The sequence below is a fragment of the Citrobacter sp. CK198 genome (genome assembly GCF_030333295.1).
GTDB classification, from domain to species: domain Bacteria; phylum Pseudomonadota; class Gammaproteobacteria; order Enterobacterales; family Enterobacteriaceae; genus Citrobacter_B; species Citrobacter_B koseri.
The window spans coordinates 1-19,620 of the sequence record NZ_JAOWGE010000027.1; the positions used below are offsets into that span (position 1 = coordinate 1).

Here is a 19,620-nt window from a genome sequence, read left to right on the forward strand (position 1 = left end):
TAGACTGGCCCCATGAATCTCCAGACAGTTGGTATCACTTAAATTAGTGATAGTCTTAATACTAGTTTTAGACTAGTCGTTGGAGTCCGAATGATTGATGTTCTAGGTCCAGAGAAGCGCAGACGGCGCAGCGTTCAGGAAAAAATCGCCATTGTTCAGCAGAGCTTTGAGCCCGGAATGACCGTGTCGCTGGTCGCCCGTCAGCATGGCGTTGCTGCCAGTCAGCTGTTCCTGTGGCGTAAGCAATATCAGGAAGGCAGTCTCACTGCGGTTGCCGCGGGTGAACAGGTTGTACCCGCGTCGGAGCTGGCATCTGCAATGAAGCAAATTAAAGAGTTACAGCGCCTGCTGGGCAAAAAAACCATGGAAAACGAGCTGCTGAAAGAAGCCGTTGAATATGGCCGACAAAAAAAGTGGATAGCGCACGTGCCCTTGTTGCCGGAGGATGGCGAATAAGCCTTGTCAGTCGTTGCCTCCGGGTCTCACGTGCGCAACTGCATGCCATGGCCCGTCGGTCGAAGGGCTGGCAGGATCGTCGGTGCAAGCGCAAGCCTGATGATACTGAAGCGCTGGCTCGTATCCATACCGTTATCGACGATCTGCCCACCTATGGTTATCGTCGTGTATGGGCACTGCTGCGCAGACAATCAGAAACTGACGACATGGCGGTGATCAATGCCAAACGCGTATACCGCATCATGCGTCAGAATGCGCTGCTGCTTGAGCGTAAACCGGCAATACCGCCCTCGAAGCGGGCGCATAGAGGGAAAGTGGCCGTTGGAGAAAGTAACCAGCGGTGGTGCTCCGACGGCTTCGAGTTCAGCTGTGATAACGGTGAAAAACTGCGGGTCACGTTCGCACTGGACTGTTGCGATCGCGAGGCACTTCACTGGGCGGCAAGTACCGGTGGATATGACAGTGAAACCGTGCAGGACGTCATGCTGGGTGCAGTAGAGCGTCGCTTCGGTAACAGGCTGCCGACATCCCCCGTTGAGTGGCTGACAGACAACGGTTCAGCCTACCGTTCTCATCAGACGCGTCAGTTCGCCAGAATGGTAGGACTGGAGCCAAAACATACGGCGGTACGTAGTCCAGAAAGCAACGGAATGGCGGAGAGCTTCGTGAAAACGATGAAGCGCGACTACATCAGCATCATGCCAAAACCTGACGGGTTAACAGCGGCAAAGAACCTTGCGGAGGCCTTCGAACATTACAACGAATGGCATCCGCACAGTGCACTGGGATATCGTTCGCCACGGGAATATCTGCGGCGGCGAACCAGTAATGGGTAAAGCGATAAAAAGTGTCTGGAAATATAGGGGCCAATCCATGGACGCCATCCATAACCGTGATATTAAGGTGCATTATCAGCCGATTATTTCGCTGAGTAGCGGGAAGATAGCAGGAGCGGAAGCACTGGCTCGCTGGCCGCAAACCGACGGCAGCTACCTTTCGCCAGAAATATTTATTCCCCTCGCAGAACAAACGGGGCTTTCCGAACCGCTCACCCACCTGATTTTAGAGACCGTTTTTGAGGAGATGGGAACATGGCTGCGACAACACCCTGAGCAGCACATTTCTATCAATATTGAGGCAACGACCCTTGCGTCAGAGAAACTTCCGGTACATCTCAGCCAGTTGCTTAACCGGAGTCAGGTTTCACCGTCGCAAATCGCGCTGGAGTTGACCGAGCGTGAGTTTGCCGATCCCAAAACCAGCGCGCCAGTCATTGCCAGATACCGCAAAGCTGGTCACGCGATTTATCTTGATGACTTTGGCACTGGCTATTCCAGTCTTTGCTACTTACAGAATCTGGACGTGGATATTCTGAAGATCGACAAGTCCTTTGTTGATGCGCTGGCCTACAAAAATGTGACGCCGCATATTATTGAAATGGCGAAAACGCTGAAGCTGAAAATGGTGGCGGAAGGTATTGAAACGACGCATCAGGAGGACTGGTTACGCCAGCACGGCGTGCAGTATGGTCAGGGATGGCTTTACAGCAAAGCGCTGCCCGCCGCAGAATTTATTTTGTGGGCGGAAAAACGGATTTAGAATGGGGATGGCTGGCGGCACGCCGCACAGCCTGTCGCTTCAGTCATCCAGAATGGGAGAGAATCCGCCGTAAATCATGCGCTTGCCATCAAAAGGCATGGCATCGCCAAACTCTTTCATTCGTGGGTCTGACATCATTTTCTGATTCGCCGCGTCGCGAACCTCTTTCGAAGGGTATTCAATCCAGCTAAACACCACCTCTTCGTGATCTTCCGCTTTCACCGCCATGCGAAAGTCGGTCAATTTGCCGTCCGGCACATCATCAGCCCAACACTCAACGACGCGTAACGCCCCAAACTCTTTAAAGAGAGGAGCCGCTTTTGCCGCCATTTCCCGATACGCCTCCTTGTTTTCAGCAGGTACGGCAACCACAAAACCATCAACATACTTCATGAGAAAAACCTCCGAAGCGTACTGCGCGGCAAGCCAATTCTGGCCGCGTCAGTCGTTGTTAAGTCTAGTCGCCATCGCGTTACTCTGCTGTGGGCGAATGACGAACCCGAATGCGGGCCCGGGGCTGATAGCGAAACCACGGCAAGCAGATCTGAATCAGCGGCCCGATAGCCAGCGCATACAATACCGTACCGACGCCCAGCGTCCCCCCCAGCAACCAGCCGCTCAGCAATACCGAAACTTCAATCGCCGTACGGATGGCGCGTACCGACCAACCGGTGCGCGCGTGAATCCCGGTCATCAGGCCATCTCGCGGGCCTGCGCCGAAACCGGCCCCAATATACATGCTGGTCGCCAGCGCGTTGACCACTACAGCGGAGATCAACAGAACACTGCGGACCAGCAACGACTCAAAAGCGGGCAGTACGGCCAGCGCAACATCCGCCGCCAGCCCAATAACGATCACGTTGCTGATGGTACCAAGACCCGGTCGTTGGCGCAGCGGAATCCACAGTAATAACACCAGCACGCCAACGGCGATAATCACCATGCCAATGTTCATTGACAGCAAATTCGCCACGCCAAGGTGGAAAACGTTCCACGGATCGGCCCCTAAGTCCGCACGCACAAACATTGCAGTCGATACGCCATAAAGAGCCAGACCGGTATACAGTTGAATCAGACGACGCAGCATTCTTCCATTCTCCCCGTTCAGATACCTTTCATCTTCACCGCAATTGGCACTATGATTAATGTCCAGTTTTAAAAAAGTGGACTGCTATGTCATCACGCCGCTATGGAAGCCAGTCTCTTCAGCGCCTGCTTGGGCACTGGCAGGAGACTCCCTCACGTACTCCTGTCTGGCGTCAGCTGGCGGAGGCCCTGCGTCTGCTGATTCTTGATGGCCGACTGGCGCTCGATAGCCGACTGCCCGGCGAACGCGAACTGGCCGCCGTATTGAAGATCAGCCGAACCACCGTCGCCAGCGCAATGGCGCAACTTCGGGAAGAAGGTTATCTGGAAAGCCGTCAGGGTAGCGGCTCGCGGGTGATCTTACCGGATGCCATTCACCCTGTGCCCACGCGCGGTGGAGCCAATATGGCATTGGATCTCTCTACCGCCGCGCTCAGCGCAGGCCCTGAAATTCACCAGGCTTACCAGCAGGCGCTTTGCGCAATGCCGCAGCATCTGCTGAGTTCCGGGTATCTGCCGCAAGGCCTGCTCTCTTTACGTGAATCTATCGCCCGGCACTATTGCGAGCGCGGCTTGCCAACCCGCCCTGATGAAATCATGGTGGTCAATGGCGCCGTGAGCGGGCTGGCGCTGCTCCTGCGACTCCTGACGGGCCCGGGCGATCGCGTGGTGGTGGATCACCCGACCTACCCGCTCGCAATCGCCGCGATTCAGGGAGCCTCCTGTCGCCCCGTTGGCGTCTCATTGCCCGAACAGGGTTGGGACACCGCCGGTCTGATGGCGACCATTGCGCAAACCGCGCCGAGAATGGCTTATCTGATGCCGGATTTCCATAATCCCACCGGGCGCTGTATGGATGCCGCCACGCGGCAAGCGGTCGCGGATATTGCCGCCAGAACGCATACCACGCTGGTTGTGGACGAGACGATGGTTAATTTGTGGTACGACGCCCCGCCGCCGCCCCCACTCGCGCATTACAACGCCAACGCGCCGATTATTATGCTGGGATCGGCAGGAAAAAGTTTCTGGGGCGGGTTACGTCTGGGGTGGGTTCGCGCCTCATCACGGACAATCGCCGCGCTGGTACAAACCCGGGATACGTTTGATTTAGGATCGCCGGTACTGGAGCAGTTAGCGACCGGCTGGCTGCTTGATAATGCCGCCAGCTTTCTTCCTGACAGACGGCAGTTGCTGTCCCAACGACGCGACCTGTGTTGTGAACTGATGCACGCGCATTTTCCTGAATGGCGCTTCAGGCAGCCGCAGGGCGGGCTCTCTTTTTGGGTGGAGTTACCCGACACGCTGGCCACGCTCTTTGCAACGCGCGCCGAAAGCGAAGGGATTCAACTGGGCACCGGTACGCGTTTTGGTCTCGCGGGTGCGTTTGATCGTTTCTTACGTATGCCGTTCACCCTGCCGGATGAAACACTGCGATCGGCTTTTCAGACATTACAGCCGATATGGGACAACCTGCGCTCACAAAACAGCGCAGGGAAAATACGCAAAATTATCTAATATGGCCTGTCATCGTCGTTTTATTGCTGGCGTGGGACGGGGAAACCTTTCAGGGAAATAATGAAGTTCTCGCCGTCTTTCTTTATTTTTGCCCCGGCATCGCACCAGTCGGAGGCAATACGAAAGAATTCATCACTACCAACATTCCAGTTAAGACGAACATGCTTCACATAGCCGGAACGCAGTAATTCGCAGGCTTCGCCATAATTACTGGCGATTGAGAGTTGTTGTTTCATTTTTTCTTCTTGAGTAATCTGCGTAATGCTTTGATTTCTTTAGGAGTAAGCGGCTCATCCACGGATTCTTCCGTATGCTGACTGTCGATATCACTCGCCGAGACTCCCGCCTCTTCTGCGGCCTCAAATGCAATCAGCAGCAGTTTTTCTGTGGTGATACTTAAGTTCTCATTATTTGCTTCGGCATAATGGCGAAGCTTCTCTTTTAACGTCTCATCTATTTTGACATTTAGTACGGCAGTAGCCATCGTAAAGAGTCCTTGTAAACAGGCAAAACACGTCGTGTGCGACACAGCTATCGTCACCGCGTGAATATCAGGGCACAAACTGATTAATAACGTCCCGATAACACTCTGCCAGCATTTGATGACAAAATAATGACGTTAATATGACAAGAGGAGGAAAATGAAGAGGTTGCCGGACGGCAGAATTGGTGGGGCCCTGCCAGTCAACTATAAACCTTATTTTTCAATGCAATGGAGGCAAGTGGAACACATTATTTGTACCACCTGAAATGAGAATGAGCAAGCAGGTTTACCGCCAGCAACTTCTCCTTCCATTCATTGCGCAACAGTCCATCTCTGTCACGCAATACCATCACCCGCCTGTGCTGCTCTGACCGCTTAACGCTGATAACGTGAGCGATTGCATAAAGCTCGCCTGACTTGCTTTAGCCATGAAATCGACATAATCCGCAAGTCTGCTCGAATCGCTGGCAATAGTGAGCGGTACGGATGCTTCAAGATTCAAATTGAATGTAGGATTCACCGTGTATACTGGCGCATTACCACCAACCCCCAACCAATCCATGATCGCAGGATCAACGCTTCGAGTATCAAACCCCGTCTTATCCTGAATCCAATCCGCCGTAGCATTAGCAGAACCGTCCACAGCACCATCATAGAGAGCCAGGGCCGCTGGCTTATCTTTGTCAGCAAACCAATCAGGGAAACGAGAGACAATGCAGATCAAGCAATCCCAGGAGTGCAAATACACCAGGTCTTTCGAGGAAGATTAGCCCCCTTAACTGGTTGTTACGAAATGTAGTTTTACTTAAGTCTAATACTTGTTGTGCATGTAGTTATTGCTTGTAAAATGACCTCCGTGGTTATTTCCACATCTAAAATAGTGAGTTGCGCGGTATAACATCTACGGAGCACCACTTTAAACAGTGAATTTCGCTTTCCCTACAAAAGCTAAACAGCCCTACCTCTGCAACGGTCACAAACGAGGAAAACCTAAAAAAATCAACTGTCATATAAGGATGTATTATGCCTGAAGCGGCAAGGAAAGGAGACATAGCAAAGGGCCACGGGTGTTTTCCTGATACCCCGATTATCGAAGGCAGTCCGAATGTTTTTATCAACGGTCAGCCTGCCGCCCGAGTTGGCGATGCGGCTGCACCACATACTTGCACCTGCGGAAATGGTTGTGGAACCCACTCCCGCTCCATAGCCGAAGGATCTGCCACTGTATTCATCAATGGCAAGCCAGCGGTCAGTGTGGGGTGCGGCATTAGCTGTGGCGGGGTGGTTATCTCCGGCAGCGGTAATGTCACCATCGGGAATGCGACATTTAAGTCCCCGGTACATGAGTGCGGCAAGCGAGCGGCACTGCAACGTTCACCGTTACTGGGCCTATCCCCGATGCTCAGTGGTGATATACCTGAGCCAGAACAACACGCACGGGCAGCTAAAAAGAAACGTACTGGCGTTGATGCTGGTTTCTGCGTAGTTCCTGAACAATCGACAACCGAATCTTTCGGAAGCATCCTGTTTGCTGGCGGTCAGCCGGAAGGAACACGCGAACTTTACCGCTCATTGAATGGTGCAGGTAAGGAATACAAGGCAGGTTCTATTCTGCTGCTGGTTGATCCTGATAAGCAGGACGACGAACAGATCGCCCACATGAAAGCCGCGAAAGCGCGAGTCGATGCGGCGTTAGAACCGCTGACAATCCAGGAAGCTAACTTCCTGCATAAACATTACGCTACCATAGCCAACTTCTCTAATATTGCCGATAAAGGTATTGGCCTTGCAGCCGATCCGGTTGGGAAGTATTTTGAGAATATTGAAAAGATTCTCAAAGAGATCCAAGAAACTTACAAAAATACGTACATGACACGAGGTGCATTAATTGGTGAACAGTTTTATGTGAGGCGTACTCAGTTATTCAAAGAGCTTGAACGTGTGCTAAAAGTTGGCTTCCTAAATAAGTTCATGAATTTTGGTAAGTATACGAAAATAAAAAATGTGCTTGGTTTATCTACCAGTTCAATCACTCATAAATGGAATGAGACAGGGATCAGTGATATTGAAGGTTACGCAACGCATATCGAGCGAGCAGCTAAATATACCAAGGTGATGAGTTATACTGGTTACGTTGGAATAGCGTTTAGTGCGGTTCACTCAATCAATGAGATAAATGAGGCTTGCTCAACTGGTCGTGAAGCTGAATGTACTAAGAAAAAATATACTGAGATCGGTAGTTTCACTGGAGGTCTTGCTGGAGGATATGCAGGAGGCGCAATAGGTATGGGGTTATGTACTCTCATCTTAGGTGGCGCAACAGTAGAAGTTGGTGGGGCTGGTGCATTAGCTTGTGGCGTAATACTGGGTACAGGTGGAGGCTATTGGTTAGGTCAAGAAGGAGCTGATTTAGGCCAAAGTTTCGGCGATTCTATATATGAATCCGTAGGTAAATAACATGCATACTCTTTTTATGTTATTAACGCCAGTAGGAATACTGGTTATTTTTATGTCATTCATGTATTCGACATTGAAAAATAATCAGCATAAAATATTATGCGCAGATTTCTATAAAGAATACGGATATTATCCTGATGACATTTCTGCATATGAAAGAGGTGGTTTATTATTAACATTTCAGAAAGATATTCATTTTTTATTAGCTTTGTTATTCAAAGAGAATAGTTTTTTTGTTCGAAACATAAACAAAGATTTGTATAAGTTCATTCGTGAACAGCCAAAACAAAAAACATCCTGGATAAAAATCAAGTTTTTTCTCCTGATCTCTGGTGCTCTTATTTTAATAGCAGACTATGCCATTTTTTCCCTGTTTATAAAAAACGCACATTGATCTTTATTAGCCAGCGTTAATGCTGGCTCCCACTTGATACAGGGCTCAAAGAGTTTCTATCACTTCAACCAACCGCGAGGCATCAACGCCCTTCCCGTATCGGTTGTACGTGATCGTGGCATTCGAGTATCCGAGCACCTGGGACGCAAACTGCTCTGAGAATCCCGGCGGTTTAAATGTGGTGGCTGCATAGTGTCGCAACGAATGGTATTCAGGTAAACCATGCCTGCCCCGGAACCGTGTGAACCAGCGGCTGAAGTAGTGACCATAACTGCCAAGGTGCAAGGTTAGCTCAGGGAATAAATGCCCTTTTCTGTCTTCGATGAAATCAAGCAGACCAAGCGTCAGCAGTTTCGAATGGATCGGAACGAACCGCCGCGAACTGTCCGTTTTAAGCGTCTGATTAGGGTTCAAGTTATCAACACGAAAGCACCAGATTCCGTCTACCTTCATCACGTCATTGTGGTAAAGCTGGCAGATTTCATTCTGCCTCATGCCAGAATAGCGACCGATTAAAATGATCCAGCGTTTCCAGTCTCTCACACTATGTAAAGCAATGTGCAATCGTTTCAGATCGTCGAGTGTATACGCAAGAAGGCGATCCATTGGTGATGTGGTTTCCTTCACTCCCATTCCTTCAAATGGGTTTCGAATATCTTCATCAGTACGAGTAGCAAGCCATTTGAAAAATGCTGAGTTCTTCTTGATGTAACGATTCCTGGTAGATGCAGATCCTTCAAGACCATCAACAAACGCCGCCGCGCTTCTCTTGCTGAAAGGCTCCGTTGTGGAATTCAAATATGCACTCACGCACCTGTTGATCGTCAGTATTTCACGCACACCAACAGATCCCGCTTTGCTTTTCGTATACTTATCAAGTTCACTCTTCAAGCTCTTGAAAGGCTTTTTCTGTTGTGGTTGTTGGAAGGAAGCAGACGGGGTTGCAGTGTGTGCCGGGATGGACTGCGGAACACAGTGGAAAGGCTGCGAGGTGAAATATTTCTCCACACGGAGCAAGGCTTCACGCCTGGAACGTGTACGAAGAGAAATGCGAATTGCACGGCGTTTCCGAGGTGTCAGGTAGACCCTGCGGTAGTACCAGATCCCGTGACGGGAAAGCATAAGATGCGACATTGATTAGCGTCCTAAGTGATACATAAAAGTTGTATCACCGCCGTTTCAATGCACGAAAAAAAGAGGGTTACATGATGGATATCATGCACTTAGCAGAATTGGGTGGGGGCCCTGCCAGCTACATCCCGGCACACACGTCATCTGCTCTGGCTGCTTCCTTCCGGACCTGACCTGGTAAACAGAGTAGCGTTGCGGGAGAACCAACAGAGCCCCCATTGAGAGCGTTGTTAACCAACGCGCAGGCGCATTATCACTGCTGGCCCCTGTAAATGCAACCCATCCAACATCGGATGCTGTTTTCTTGCGCAATGAGACTTCACTCCCCGGCGGTTCACGATTATGCTGGGAGATTATCGCAGGAATGAATGATGGACAGACAAGACACTTTCCCCCAACGCGTCTGGCAAATCGTGGCCTCAATCCCCGAAGGGTTTGTCACGACTTATGGCGACGTCGCCCGCCTCGCCGGTTCACCTCGTGCCGCGCGTCAGGTCGGCGGCGTATTAAAACGATTGCCGGAAGGCAGCACCCTCCCCTGGCATCGGGTCGTGAATCGTCATGGCGCCATCTCCCTGACCGGGCCAGACCTGCAACGCCAACGTCAGGCGTTACTGTCAGAAGGCGTGGTGGTCTCGGGGAGTGGGCAAATCGATATGCAACGATATCGCTGGATTTATTAACCCTCTCCGGCCGGAGAGGGTTGTCCTGTGAGAGCTTAGTACTGTGTCGGCGCCGGTACGGCGGAAGACGGGTTCACCTGCGTCGGTGACGTTGACGGTACGGTTGTCGCTGCGCCGCCGCTGGCCTGAACAGGCACTGCCGTTTGCTGAACCGGCACCAGCGTCAGATCCGCTTTCGTGCCGCCCTGATTAATGACTGGCTGTACGGTATCGGTGATAAAGACCAGTTTGTCATTAATCGTCACGGCGGCGCTCAACAGAATCCGCGCATTTGGCTGGATGTCAGCCGGGTTAAACGGCAGTACAAAGCTAAATGGCGACTGTTTCCCCTCGGTGCGCACCGCTTTCTGCGACAGCACTTTCGACGGCGCATCCGCCAGTGAGGCATCAGACAGCGTCACGGTCAGTACGGCATCCGGTGGCAGGGCCACTTTCTGACGGATCCAGACAGTACCGGAGACATTAGGTTGCTGAATAGTTGACTGTGTAGCCACGCCAGAAGTATTTGGGTCAGGCGCAGGCGTCTGGATATCTGCGCTTCTGTCTGCGCAGGCTGCCAGAGCAACCGCAACCGCTAAACCACTTACCATGTGCACGAGTTTCATTAAATTCTCCTTATCATCAATGCATCAGCGGGAGGTGCTTTACCCGCCGGAAGAGTGGTTAACAAAGACATAACGTGACTAAGTGTGGCATATCTCACTTATTTTTGCCTGGAATTAGTCCGTAATTCAGACTATTGCACCCATCGGACCACTTTCAAAATTGCGTTATACTCTGCCTACCTCGCTTCGGCGCCGTTGTTACCTGGAGAGCACGTATGAGTCAGGCACTGAATAATTTGCTGTCATTGTTAGATCTGGAAAAAATTGAAGAAGGACTCTTTCGGGGCCAAAGTGAAGACTTAGGATTACGTCAGGTTTTTGGTGGTCAGGTGGTCGGTCAGGCGCTGTATGCCGCCAAAGAGACCGTACCTGAACAACGTCTGGTTCACTCTTTTCACAGCTACTTTCTGCGCCCCGGCGACAGCCTGAAGCCCATTATTTACGATGTGGAAGTTCTGCGCGACGGCAACAGTTTCAGCGCGCGTCGCGTCGCCGCCATCCAGAACGGGAAGCCTATTTTCTATATGACAGCCTCCTTCCAGGCGCCGGAAGAGGGATTTGAGCATCAGAAAACCATGCCGGACGCCCCTGCGCCGGAAACGCTGCAATCGGAGACGGAGATCGCCCGCTCATTGGCGCATCTGCTGCCGCCCGTGCTGAAAGAGAAATTTATCAGCGACCGCCCGCTGGAGATCCGCCCGATAGAGTTCCACAACCCGTTAAAAGGCCACGTTGCGAACCCGACGCGCCAGGTCTGGATCCGCGCCAACGGTACGATACCGGATGATATCCGCATTCATCAGTATCTGCTGGGTTATGCTTCCGATCTGAATTTCCTGCCCGTCGCGCTGCAACCCTACGGCATCGGCTTTCTGGAGAAAGGTCTGCAAATTGCCACGATCGACCATTCAATGTGGTTCCATCGTCCTTTCAACATGAACGAATGGTTGCTGTACAGCGTAGAGAGCACCTCGGCTTCCAGCGCCCGTGGTTTTGTTCGTGGGGAGTTTTACACGCGGGATGGCGTGATGGTCGCATCGACCGTTCAGGAAGGCGTGATGCGCAATCGCAATTGAAAATGGCCGAATGGCGACGCAAAAGCGTCGCCTCCGGCCTGTTGATAATCAGGCGTTATACGCATTCTCGCCGTGGCTGTTGACGTCCAGACCTTCGCGCTCCTGCTCTTCCGGTACGCGCAGCCCAACGGTGATATCTGCCAGTTTGTAGCCGATAAACGCCACTACGCCAGACCAGACGATGGTGATAGCGATACTCTCCAGCTGTACCAGCAGCTGATGCCCCATCGTCACGCCTTCGGCAAACCCTACACCGCCGAGGGTGGTGGATGCAAAGATCCCGGTCAGGATACACCCAACGATGCCGCAAACGCCGTGGATGCCAAACACATCGCAAGGATCGTCCACACGCAGCAGACGTTTAAGCATCGTCACGCCCCACAGACCCGCCAGCCCCGCAACGACACCGAGAATCAACGCGCCGCCGACGCCAATGTAACCACAGGCTGGCGTTATGCCGACCAGTCCCGCGATAGCGCCGGAGCAGGCGCCCAGCAAAGACGGTTTACCGCGCAGCGCCCACTCGCCGAAAATCCACCCCAGAATAGCGGCAGCCGTTGCCACCACGGTGTTAACAAAGGCCAGTGCAGCAATCTCGTTCGCCATCCCTGCCGACCCGGCGTTAAAACCAAACCAGCCGATATAGAGGATCGCGGTGCCGGTGAAAACCATCGGCAGGTTATGGGGTTTGAACGCCTCTTTACCAAAGCCGACACGCTTGCCAATCAGATAAGCCCCCACCAGACCAGCAATCGCCGCATTGATATGCACGACCGTACCGCCCGCAAAATCCAGCGCGCCGTGAGAAGCCAGCAAACCGCCGCCCCAGACCATATGCGCAATCGGGATATAGGAGAGCGTCAGCCACACCACCACGAAAATCAGTACCGCAGAGAAGCGGATACGTTCAGCCAGCGCCCCCACGATCAGCCCGACGGTAATGCAGGCGAAAGAGCCCTGGAAAGCAACGTGAATATACTGGTAGAAACTGCCCATCACTGCCGTGAGCTCAATATTTTTCAGCATCACCCAGTTGAAGTCGCCAAAGAAGTTGTTCCCCTCGCCAAAGGCCAGCGAATAACCGTAAACAACCCATAAAATACAGACCAGCGCGAAGGTGACGGCAACCTGCGTCAACATCGACAGCACGTTCTTTCCACGGATCAATCCGCCATAGAACAGAGCAATGCCCGGAATGGTCATGAACAGCACCAGCGCGGTGCAAATCATCATAAAGGCATTGTCGGCTTTATCCACAACCGCCGGAGCCGCCATTGCCAGACCTGGAAGCAAAGCCAGTGAAGCAAGGCCAGTTTTCATCGTTGCTATCTTCATCTTTTCGTTCCCTATCACTGTGTGCCAGGAGTTACAGTGCCGCTTCGTCGGCTTCGCCGGTACGAATACGAATGACACGTTGCAGCTCAGCGACAAAAATTTTGCCGTCGCCAATTTTTCCGGTGTAGGCCGCCTTGCTGATGACCTCAATGACTTCATCAAGCTGGTCGTCGGCAATCGCCACATCAATCTTCACTTTGGGCAGGAAGTTGACGCTGTATTCCGCACCGCGGTACAGCTCGGCATGGCCTTTCTGACGCCCGAAGCCTTTCACTTCGGTGACTGTCAGCCCTTGAATACCAATCGAAGACAGTGCTTCACGGACGTCTTCCAGTTTGAACGGTTTGATTACCACGGTAACCAGCTTCATAGATCCCCTCCTGTCAGAATTCGATAATGTCTGCCGCTTCACGACAGGGATATTGCAAGGGGTGTGCCAGAAATGAAAAACGCGGGATAATTCAGGCTTGTAGGGTGCGGCTGGGGAAGGAAAAGAAAAAACGCACTATAACGGTGCATGGTACGTTACATTTTTGCACCAGATTGTTGATTGCCGGTTGGCGGCGTAAGCACCTTATCCGGCCTACAAGAGCACATTGTCCGTAGGCCTGATAAGCGCAGCGCCATCAGGCGCTGAGCGATTCCTCACGCGCGCTGGCCGCCAGCTCTTCACCGGCAAGCTGTAGTTGGTACATCTGCCAGTAACGCCCTTGCGCTTCGAGCAGTTGTTGATGCGTACCGCGCTCGACCGCCTGCCCGCGATGCAGCACCAGAATGGTGTCCGCATCGACAATGGTTGACAGGCGGTGTGCAATCACCACCAGCGTGGTGTGTTCACGCACTGCCGCCAGCGCTTGCTGAATCGCCTGCTCAGTACCGGAGTCAATGCTGGCGGTGGCTTCATCCAGAATCAGAACCTGCGGCGTATCAACCAGCACCCGCGCCAGCGCCAGCAGTTGTTTCTGCCCGACGGACAGATTATTGCCCTGCTCGCCCAGCCGGGTGTGGATACCCTCGCTCAGACTACGCGCCAGCTCCGCCAGTTGCACGGTTTCCAGCGCCTGCCAGACCTGTTCCTCAGAAATATCGCGCCCCAGCGTGACGTTTGCCAGGAACGTATCCGCCATCACCACCGGGTCCTGCTGCACCATCGCGACTCCCTGACGTAAAACCCCGTGGCTCAACGTTGACAGCGAACGGTCGTCAAGGCGAATGTCTCCCTGTGTAAGCGGGTAATACCCCATCAGCAGGCTGGCGAGGGTACTCTTGCCGCTGCCGGTATGCCCGACCAGCGCCACAAAGCTGCTCGACGGAACGGAGAGCGTAATGTTTTGCAGCACCAGATTGTCGTCACGGTAGGCGAAGGAGACGTCATCAACGTCAATCCTGCCCGACTGCAACGGGCGCTCATCCCGACCATAATCCTGGCGTGGGCCGTCCATCAGTTCGAATACGCGCTCCCCCGCCACCGCAGCCTGCTGCAACATCGACTGTTGGGTCGTCAGTTCAATCAATGGCTCGTTCAGACGCCCCAGATAGCTGATAAAGGCGTACAACACCCCGACTTCAATGGTGCCGCGCGAGGTAAAGCTAAACAGCATCAGTAATCCGCAGAGGATCAGCGCGGAAAAAAGGCTGAGCAGCGGGCGCAATAAAAAGCCGTCCAGTCGCAGGGTCTGCATCCGCGCCATATAGTGCGAGCGGCTGGCCTCCCCCATTCTCTCGCCAAACCGCGCCTGCTGGCGGAACTGCTGAATGACGCTCATGCCGTTAATGACTTCATTGAAGCCATCATTGATGTCCGCCAGATATGCCCGCACGCGGCGCACAATCGGCGTGCTATAGCGCTGGTAAATCACCATCACCACCAGCACCGCCGGGAAAATCGCCATCGCGACCAGCGCCATCCGCCAGTCGAGGCTGAACATGGCGACCAGCATCGCGCCAATTAACGCCGCGCTACGCAGCACCGTCGCCACGACCGTAACGTAAAGGTCGCGGATGACTTCCGTATCATTGGTCACGCGAGAGATCAGTTGCCCCACCGGCTGCGTGTCAAAGGCGCTCAGTGGCTGGCGCAAAGCGGCATCCATCACATCGGTACGCAGCTGTTGCACTACGCCGACGGCCGCCTGATTAAACAACAGCGACTGCGCATAATGCAGTCCCGCCGCCAGAAACTGTAAGCCAATGTACGCCGCCACCAGCCCCGCGACCATGCCCAGCGGCAGGTGGCTCTTCGCGACCATATTGTCGATAAAGTAGCTGATAAGTAATGGGCCGCTGACTTCCGCCGCCGCCGCGATCCACAGCATCACCACGGCGATGGCAAGCGGTTTACGCCACGGCGAACCATACGCCAGCAGCCTTTTCAGGGTCGGCCATAACTGTCCAAAACTACGCATCTGCCGTCTCCTCGTTGATTTCAGGAGCGTCAGTCAGCGCCGCCTCCAGTTGCTGATAGCGATACATATCGCGATACCAGCCCGTTTGCAGCACTAATTCATCGTGATCGCCACGCTGGGCGATGTGGCCATGCTGCATCACGATAATCTCGTTGGCTTCCGTCAGAGCGGATAAGCGGTGCGCGCTAATAATCACGGTGCGCCCCTCTCCCCACTGGCGTAAATTATGCAGAATCTGGTGTTCGGTACGGCCATCCACCGCCGACAGCGCATCATCCAGAATCAGGATTTCCGCATTGAGCAGTAACGCGCGCGCAATAGAAATGCGCTGTTTTTGCCCGCCGGACAGCATGACGCCGCGTTCGCCCACTTCAGTGTCATATCCTTGAGGCAGACGCAAAATATCCTCATGCACGCTGGCCAGCCGCGCCACCTGTTCAATCTCTTCCTGCGTCGCGTTTGGGCGCCCCAGCGCGATGTTATTGCCGACCGTGTCGGAGAACAGGAACGGCGTCTGGCTGACGACCGCCAGGCGACTGCGCCAGCTATCAAGCTGCAAGCGCGTCAGCGGAATATCATGAAAACGGATATCCCCCTGCGTAATATCGAAATGGCGCTGAATAAGCGAAAGAAGAGTGCTTTTCCCCGCGCCCGTCGGCCCGCAGATCCCCAGCATCTGCCCTGGCTCAAGCTGGAATTGCACATTTTCCAGCGCCGGATGCGCGGTTTGCGGGTAGCTGAATTCACGAATGGAGACTGTCAGCGCTCCCCGCCCTTCCGGCACCGCCTCCGTTCCGTCGTTGACGACCGGCGCTTCCGCCAGCATCGCGCGGATACGGCTGTACGCTGCGCTACCGCGTTCCACAATGTTAAACATCCAGGCCAGCGCTAACATAGGCCAGATCATCAGCCCGAGGTACATCATAAAGCTGGTCAGTTCCCCAAGCGTCAGCGTACCGTGCACTACCATCCAGCTTCCGCCGCCGATGGCAAGCAGATTAGCCATGCCGATGGCAATATAAATCGTGGGATCAAAACGGGCGTCGATACGTGCTACCCGCATATTTTTCTTCCCGGTATCTTCCGCGTCCGCCGCAAACAGCGACGACTGTCGATCTTCAAGGCCAAAAGCTTTGATCATGCGAATGCTGGTCAGGCTCTCCTGGGTACGATCGTTCAGACTGGAAAACGCCGCCTGCGCCAGTTTGAAGCGGTTATGCAGACGGTCGCCGTAGCGCTTGATCATCAGCGCCATAATCGGCATAGGCAGCAGCGCGAACAGCGTCAGTTGCCAACTGAGCTGCGTTGACATCACGATCAGCACGGCGCAGCCCATCACCAGCGAATCCACCAGCGTGAGCACCCCTTCCCCGGCGGCAAAGACGACACGATCGACGTCGTTAGTCGCGCGCGCCATTAAGTCGCCGGTGCGGTGTCGCAGATAAAATTCCGGGTGCTGGCGACTGAGCTGGCGGTAGTAATCTTCACGCAGTTCAACCGCCAGTTGATAAGAGGCGCCGAACAGCAGCACGCGCCAGACATAGCGCAACAAATAGACGATTACCGCAATCATGGCCATCGTGCCCACCCACATCAATACCTGACCGGTAGTGAAATGTTGCGCAGTGACGCCATCCACAACGATCCCGACCACTTTGGGCGGGATCAGCTGAAGGACAGCGATAATGATAAGCAAGGCCACGGCGCCGAGATAGCGACGCCACTCCCGACGGAAGTACCAGCTTAATTGAGCAAATAATCGCACGCGTTATATCCTGACATGATTTCCGGCAATATTTTCCGGGAGAATTATTCAATAGGCAGAGCGGTTGTGTACTTAATCTGTTCCATCGCAAAGCTCGACGTTACGTCTGACAATCCCGGAACACTGTTCACCAGACGTTTGTAGAAGTCGTCATAACGCTTCATATCTGCTACCTGAACCCGCATCAGATAGTCGTATTCCCCGGCCATACGCCAGAACCCCAACACTTCCGGCATTTCGGTGACCACCGTCACGAAGCGGCTGTACCATTCACTGCTGTGATGCTGGGTTTTGATCAGTACGAACGCCGTTAACCCCAGACCCAATTTCTCTGGGTCCAGCAGCGCGACTTTACCGAGGAGAATGCCGTCGTCTTCCAGACGTTTCAGCCGTTTCCAGCAGGGTGTGGTGGTCAGATTAACGGCATCGGCCAGCGCCTGCAAAGAGAGGGTGCAGTCCTGCTGCAACAAAAGCAGCAGCTTACGGTCAATTTTATCTAACATACCCACCCCACAGAGAAGATTTTTCTCCTTACATTCTATTTTAAAGGTGAAATGGCAACAATTTTTTCCGTGCTTTTCGCTAATCTGGGCACAAAATGACAAATGGAAATTAATGATGAATAGCACCTGGGTTAAAAACGCCATTAATGAAATTAACGCTGACTATCAGCGTTCAGCCGACACGCACCTGATCCGGTTGTCGCTACCGGCGTTTCCGGGCATCCAGATCTACCTGAAGGATGAAAGCACCCATCCGACCGGCAGCCTGAAGCACCGTCTGGCGCGTTCATTGTTCCTGTATGGGTTGTGTAACGGCTGGATTAAAGAAAACACAACCATTATTGAATCCTCCTCCGGTTCAACGGCGGTTTCCGAAGCCTGGTTCGCCCGACTGCTCGGCCTGCCGTTTATTGCGGTAATGCCTTCCTGCACGGCAAAACGCAAAATTGAACAAATTGCGTTTTATGGCGGTCGCTGCCACTTTGTCGAAAGCGCCTGCGAGATTTACGCCGCCTCTGAGCAGCTGGCGCGCGAGCTGAACGGTCACTATATGGATCAGTTCACCTATGCCGAACGCGCCACCGACTGGCGCGGCAATAATAATATCGCCGACAGTATTTTCCATCAGATGCAGCGTGAGCCGAATCCGGTGCCGAAGCATATCGTGATGAGCGCGGGGACAGGCGGCACGTCAGCGACAATTGGCCGCTATATTCGCTGTCATGGGTATGACACGCGCCTGATGGTGGTTGACCCGGAAAACTCGGTCTTCCTGCCCTACTGGCAGGATCGCGACGCCACATTGCGCAGCCCGGTGGGCAGCAAAATTGAGGGGATTGGCCGCCCGCGCGTGGAACCTTCCTTCATCCCGGATGTGGTGGACGAAATGCTGCGCGTACCCGACGCCGCCAGCGTCGCGACCGCGCACTGGCTGGAAACGCAGCTGGGCCGTAAAGTGGGCGCCTCCACCGGCACTAATATGTGGGGAACGTTGCAGATTGCGGCCAGAATGCGCGACGCCGGAGAGACCGGTTCTCTCGTCACGCTGCTGTGTGACAGCGGCGAACGCTATCTCGACACCTATTACAATCCCCAGTGGGTTAACGATCACATTGGCGATTTAGCGCCGTGGCAGGCGGAAATAGCCCAACTGCTGAACGTCCGTTAAGCGGCATAAAAAAAGCCAGGCTTTACGGGCCTGGCTTGCTGGAAAGGATCGCTCATTCGGGGGAATAAGGTAGATGCGGATTATCCAGCCAATGCGTTAAAAAGTGAGAGACCGCCTGATTACGACAATGGCCAATCACTGAAAGATGAGGCAGTTCAGCGATCAGTTGCGGCATCGCGTTGCCCATAATCAAACCACGTCCCACGCTCTCCAGCATTTCGCGATCGTTCATCGCATCGCCAAACGCCATGCATTCCGTCAGCGACAGCCCCAAATGGTCGCTTAATACCGCCAGCGCGGAACCTTTATTACAGCCGAGCGGCAGCACTTCCAGGCAATCCACAGCGGAAAAGCAGAGATTCGCCCGCTCGCCCAGCGCCTCATTCAGTTGAATACGCAGCCGGATCAGATCGTCGTGATCGCCACAGAAACAGATCTTAGTGACCTGGTGGGCCGGGATACGTTTGACATCCACGATCTGATAGTGGAACCCGCTGTAGACATGCGCCTGTAATAGCGCGGGGATCGCGCTCCCCGTAAACCAGCCGTTATCGTTGAATACGTGCATACTGGCCCGGGTATCCCACGCCTGGTGCAATACGCGATCCGCAATGGCGGGGTCCAGATCCTGGCGATGCAGCATATCGCCTTCCTGCGAATGAATGCGCGTCCCGTTGCCGGTTATCAAAAACGCATCCATTGAGATGGCCCCCAGAATATGCCGCATTTCCAGCACATGCCGACCGGTCGCAAACGTCAAAGTGATATCGCGTTCACGCAGGCGCGCCAGCGTTGCAAGGGTCTCATGACCCAGATGGTGGTTTGGCATCAAAAGCGTGCCATCCATATCAAATGCAGCCAGACGAGCCATCTCTTTCTCCACACTGTGACGCAATTAACTTGTGATTGAGTATCACCTGAGATATACGGAAGTAATAGTGAATAGATAAAATGAATT

General features: G+C 53.5%; 18 protein-coding genes, 1 other RNA gene and 3 pseudogenes. 8 read left to right on the forward strand and 14 right to left on the reverse strand.

Features of this window, described 5'->3' with window-relative positions; translation table 11 throughout:
• Positions 1-90 precede the first annotated feature (90 nt).
• Together OGY62_RS05050 and OGY62_RS05055 are read left to right on the forward strand one after the other, a co-directional pair.
• A protein-coding gene (locus OGY62_RS05050; protein ID WP_096913407.1) for an IS3 family transposase occupies positions 91-1,292 on the forward strand; the annotation gives its coding sequence in 2 pieces (ribosomal slippage) (positions 91-406 and positions 406-1,292; 1,203 coding nt in all).
• Positions 1,293-1,317: 25 nt separating this feature from the next.
• Positions 1,318-2,055 (forward strand): annotated as a pseudogene (locus OGY62_RS05055) (EAL domain-containing protein); the annotation flags it as partial.
• Positions 2,056-2,094: 39 nt separating this feature from the next.
• Here OGY62_RS05055 and OGY62_RS05060 read toward each other — a convergent pair.
• The gene (locus OGY62_RS05060) at positions 2,095-2,448 is read right to left on the reverse strand and encodes a DUF1428 domain-containing protein (protein WP_012133521.1); all 354 of its coding nucleotides are present in this window, start codon (positions 2,446-2,448) and stop codon (positions 2,095-2,097) included.
• A 79-nt stretch (positions 2,449-2,527) separates the two neighbouring features.
• Complete coding sequence (gene yczE / locus OGY62_RS05065; protein WP_112002130.1) at positions 2,528-3,142, reverse strand: membrane protein YczE; 615 nt, start codon at positions 3,140-3,142, stop codon at positions 2,528-2,530.
• A gap of 86 nt (positions 3,143-3,228) precedes the next feature.
• On the opposite strand from yczE, the gene yczR reads away from it, so the two are divergent.
• Positions 3,229-4,656, forward strand: coding sequence for a MocR-like transcription factor YczR (gene yczR, locus OGY62_RS05070; protein ID WP_286459263.1), 1,428 nt, complete (start codon positions 3,229-3,231; stop codon positions 4,654-4,656).
• A 20-nt stretch (positions 4,657-4,676) separates the two neighbouring features.
• Here the strand turns inward: yczR and OGY62_RS05075 are convergent, their stop codons facing one another.
• The 3 genes and pseudogenes from OGY62_RS05075 to OGY62_RS05085 form a co-directional block, all read right to left on the reverse strand.
• Complete coding sequence (locus OGY62_RS05075; RefSeq protein ID WP_012133524.1) at positions 4,677-4,892, reverse strand: hypothetical protein; 216 nt, start codon at positions 4,890-4,892, stop codon at positions 4,677-4,679.
• Entirely contained in the window at positions 4,889-5,140 is a 252-nt protein-coding gene (locus OGY62_RS05080) for a hypothetical protein (RefSeq protein WP_012133525.1), read from the reverse strand. The genes OGY62_RS05075 and OGY62_RS05080 overlap by 4 nt, the downstream gene beginning before the upstream one ends.
• Before the next feature lie 349 nt (positions 5,141-5,489).
• Positions 5,490-5,786 (reverse strand): annotated as a pseudogene (locus OGY62_RS05085) (hypothetical protein); the annotation flags it as partial.
• A 377-nt stretch (positions 5,787-6,163) separates the two neighbouring features.
• On the opposite strand from OGY62_RS05085, the gene OGY62_RS05090 reads away from it, so the two are divergent.
• Both OGY62_RS05090 and OGY62_RS05095 read left to right on the forward strand, forming a co-directional pair.
• Positions 6,164-7,597, forward strand: coding sequence for a PAAR domain-containing protein (locus OGY62_RS05090; protein ID WP_286459265.1), 1,434 nt, complete (start codon positions 6,164-6,166; stop codon positions 7,595-7,597).
• Between the two features lies 1 nt (position 7,598).
• Positions 7,599-7,991: a hypothetical protein gene (locus OGY62_RS05095; RefSeq protein ID WP_130028814.1), complete on the forward strand. Its 393-nt coding sequence runs from the start codon at positions 7,599-7,601 to the stop codon at positions 7,989-7,991.
• A 45-nt stretch (positions 7,992-8,036) separates the two neighbouring features.
• Here the strand turns inward: OGY62_RS05095 and OGY62_RS05100 are convergent, their stop codons facing one another.
• Positions 8,037-9,125, reverse strand: coding sequence for a site-specific integrase (locus tag OGY62_RS05100; protein ID WP_058668704.1), 1,089 nt, complete (start codon positions 9,123-9,125; stop codon positions 8,037-8,039).
• A 109-nt stretch (positions 9,126-9,234) separates the two neighbouring features.
• Positions 9,235-9,331, reverse strand: an RNA gene (gene ffs / locus OGY62_RS05105) — signal recognition particle sRNA small type.
• A gap of 84 nt (positions 9,332-9,415) precedes the next feature.
• Here ffs and OGY62_RS05110 point away from each other — a divergent pair.
• Positions 9,416-9,805 (forward strand): annotated as a pseudogene (locus OGY62_RS05110) (MGMT family protein).
• Positions 9,806-9,840: 35 nt separating this feature from the next.
• On the opposite strand, the gene OGY62_RS05115 reads toward OGY62_RS05110, so the two are convergent.
• The gene (locus OGY62_RS05115; protein WP_012133527.1) at positions 9,841-10,410 is read right to left on the reverse strand and encodes a YbaY family lipoprotein; all 570 of its coding nucleotides are present in this window, start codon (positions 10,408-10,410) and stop codon (positions 9,841-9,843) included.
• A gap of 215 nt (positions 10,411-10,625) precedes the next feature.
• Here OGY62_RS05115 and tesB point away from each other — a divergent pair, with 215 nt between their 5' ends.
• On the forward strand, positions 10,626-11,486 hold the full coding sequence (gene tesB / locus OGY62_RS05120; protein WP_286459269.1) for an acyl-CoA thioesterase II: 861 nt from the start codon (positions 10,626-10,628) through the stop codon (positions 11,484-11,486).
• Between the two features lie 48 nt (positions 11,487-11,534).
• On the opposite strand, the gene amtB is transcribed toward tesB, so the two are convergent.
• From amtB to decR, 5 genes are all read right to left on the reverse strand, one after another.
• Positions 11,535-12,821 (reverse strand): ammonium transporter AmtB, encoded by a 1,287-nt coding sequence (gene amtB / locus OGY62_RS05125; RefSeq protein WP_024130590.1) that lies wholly within the window; start codon positions 12,819-12,821, stop codon positions 11,535-11,537.
• 31 nt (positions 12,822-12,852) lie between these two features.
• A complete protein-coding gene (gene glnK / locus OGY62_RS05130) occupies positions 12,853-13,191 on the reverse strand; it encodes a P-II family nitrogen regulator (RefSeq protein WP_012133530.1) in 339 nt (112 codons plus the stop codon).
• 256 nt (positions 13,192-13,447) lie between these two features.
• A complete protein-coding gene (locus OGY62_RS05135; RefSeq protein ID WP_286459271.1) occupies positions 13,448-15,226 on the reverse strand; it encodes a SmdB family multidrug efflux ABC transporter permease/ATP-binding protein in 1,779 nt (592 codons plus the stop codon).
• A complete protein-coding gene (locus OGY62_RS05140) occupies positions 15,219-16,991 on the reverse strand; it encodes a SmdA family multidrug ABC transporter permease/ATP-binding protein (RefSeq protein WP_024130591.1) in 1,773 nt (590 codons plus the stop codon). Before OGY62_RS05140 ends, OGY62_RS05135 begins: the two co-directional genes overlap by 8 nt.
• A gap of 44 nt (positions 16,992-17,035) precedes the next feature.
• Positions 17,036-17,494: a DNA-binding transcriptional regulator DecR gene (gene decR, locus OGY62_RS05145; RefSeq protein WP_012133534.1), complete on the reverse strand. Its 459-nt coding sequence runs from the start codon at positions 17,492-17,494 to the stop codon at positions 17,036-17,038.
• A 112-nt stretch (positions 17,495-17,606) separates the two neighbouring features.
• Here decR and OGY62_RS05150 point away from each other — a divergent pair, with 112 nt between their 5' ends.
• Positions 17,607-18,662 (forward strand): PLP-dependent cysteine synthase family protein, encoded by a 1,056-nt coding sequence (locus OGY62_RS05150; RefSeq protein ID WP_114847714.1) that lies wholly within the window; start codon positions 17,607-17,609, stop codon positions 18,660-18,662.
• A gap of 52 nt (positions 18,663-18,714) precedes the next feature.
• Here OGY62_RS05150 and cof read toward each other — a convergent pair whose 3' ends face one another.
• Positions 18,715-19,533: an HMP-PP phosphatase gene (gene cof / locus OGY62_RS05155; protein WP_024130593.1), complete on the reverse strand. Its 819-nt coding sequence runs from the start codon at positions 19,531-19,533 to the stop codon at positions 18,715-18,717.
• Positions 19,534-19,620: the final 87 nt, after the last annotated feature.

Coding starts and splice junctions, on each gene's coding strand:
- cof (WP_024130593.1), bottom strand. CDS start 19,533: ATGGCTCGTCTGGCTGCATTTGATATGGATGGCACGCTTTTGATGCCA.
- yczR (WP_286459263.1), top strand. CDS start 3,229: ATGTCATCACGCCGCTATGGAAGCCAGTCTCTTCAGCGCCTGCTTGGG.
- OGY62_RS05100 (WP_058668704.1), bottom strand. CDS start 9,125: ATGTCGCATCTTATGCTTTCCCGTCACGGGATCTGGTACTACCGCAGG.
- yczE (WP_112002130.1), bottom strand. CDS start 3,142: ATGCTGCGTCGTCTGATTCAACTGTATACCGGTCTGGCTCTTTATGGC.
- amtB (WP_024130590.1), bottom strand. CDS start 12,821: ATGAAGATAGCAACGATGAAAACTGGCCTTGCTTCACTGGCTTTGCTT.
- OGY62_RS05080 (WP_012133525.1), bottom strand. CDS start 5,140: ATGGCTACTGCCGTACTAAATGTCAAAATAGATGAGACGTTAAAAGAG.
- decR (WP_012133534.1), bottom strand. CDS start 17,494: ATGTTAGATAAAATTGACCGTAAGCTGCTGCTTTTGTTGCAGCAGGAC.
- OGY62_RS05095 (WP_130028814.1), top strand. CDS start 7,599: ATGCATACTCTTTTTATGTTATTAACGCCAGTAGGAATACTGGTTATT.
- OGY62_RS05075 (WP_012133524.1), bottom strand. CDS start 4,892: ATGAAACAACAACTCTCAATCGCCAGTAATTATGGCGAAGCCTGCGAA.
- OGY62_RS05060 (WP_012133521.1), bottom strand. CDS start 2,448: ATGAAGTATGTTGATGGTTTTGTGGTTGCCGTACCTGCTGAAAACAAG.
- OGY62_RS05150 (WP_114847714.1), top strand. CDS start 17,607: ATGATGAATAGCACCTGGGTTAAAAACGCCATTAATGAAATTAACGCT.
- glnK (WP_012133530.1), bottom strand. CDS start 13,191: ATGAAGCTGGTTACCGTGGTAATCAAACCGTTCAAACTGGAAGACGTC.
- OGY62_RS05135 (WP_286459271.1), bottom strand. CDS start 15,226: ATGCGTAGTTTTGGACAGTTATGGCCGACCCTGAAAAGGCTGCTGGCG.
- tesB (WP_286459269.1), top strand. CDS start 10,626: ATGAGTCAGGCACTGAATAATTTGCTGTCATTGTTAGATCTGGAAAAA.
- OGY62_RS05090 (WP_286459265.1), top strand. CDS start 6,164: ATGCCTGAAGCGGCAAGGAAAGGAGACATAGCAAAGGGCCACGGGTGT.
- OGY62_RS05115 (WP_012133527.1), bottom strand. CDS start 10,410: ATGAAACTCGTGCACATGGTAAGTGGTTTAGCGGTTGCGGTTGCTCTG.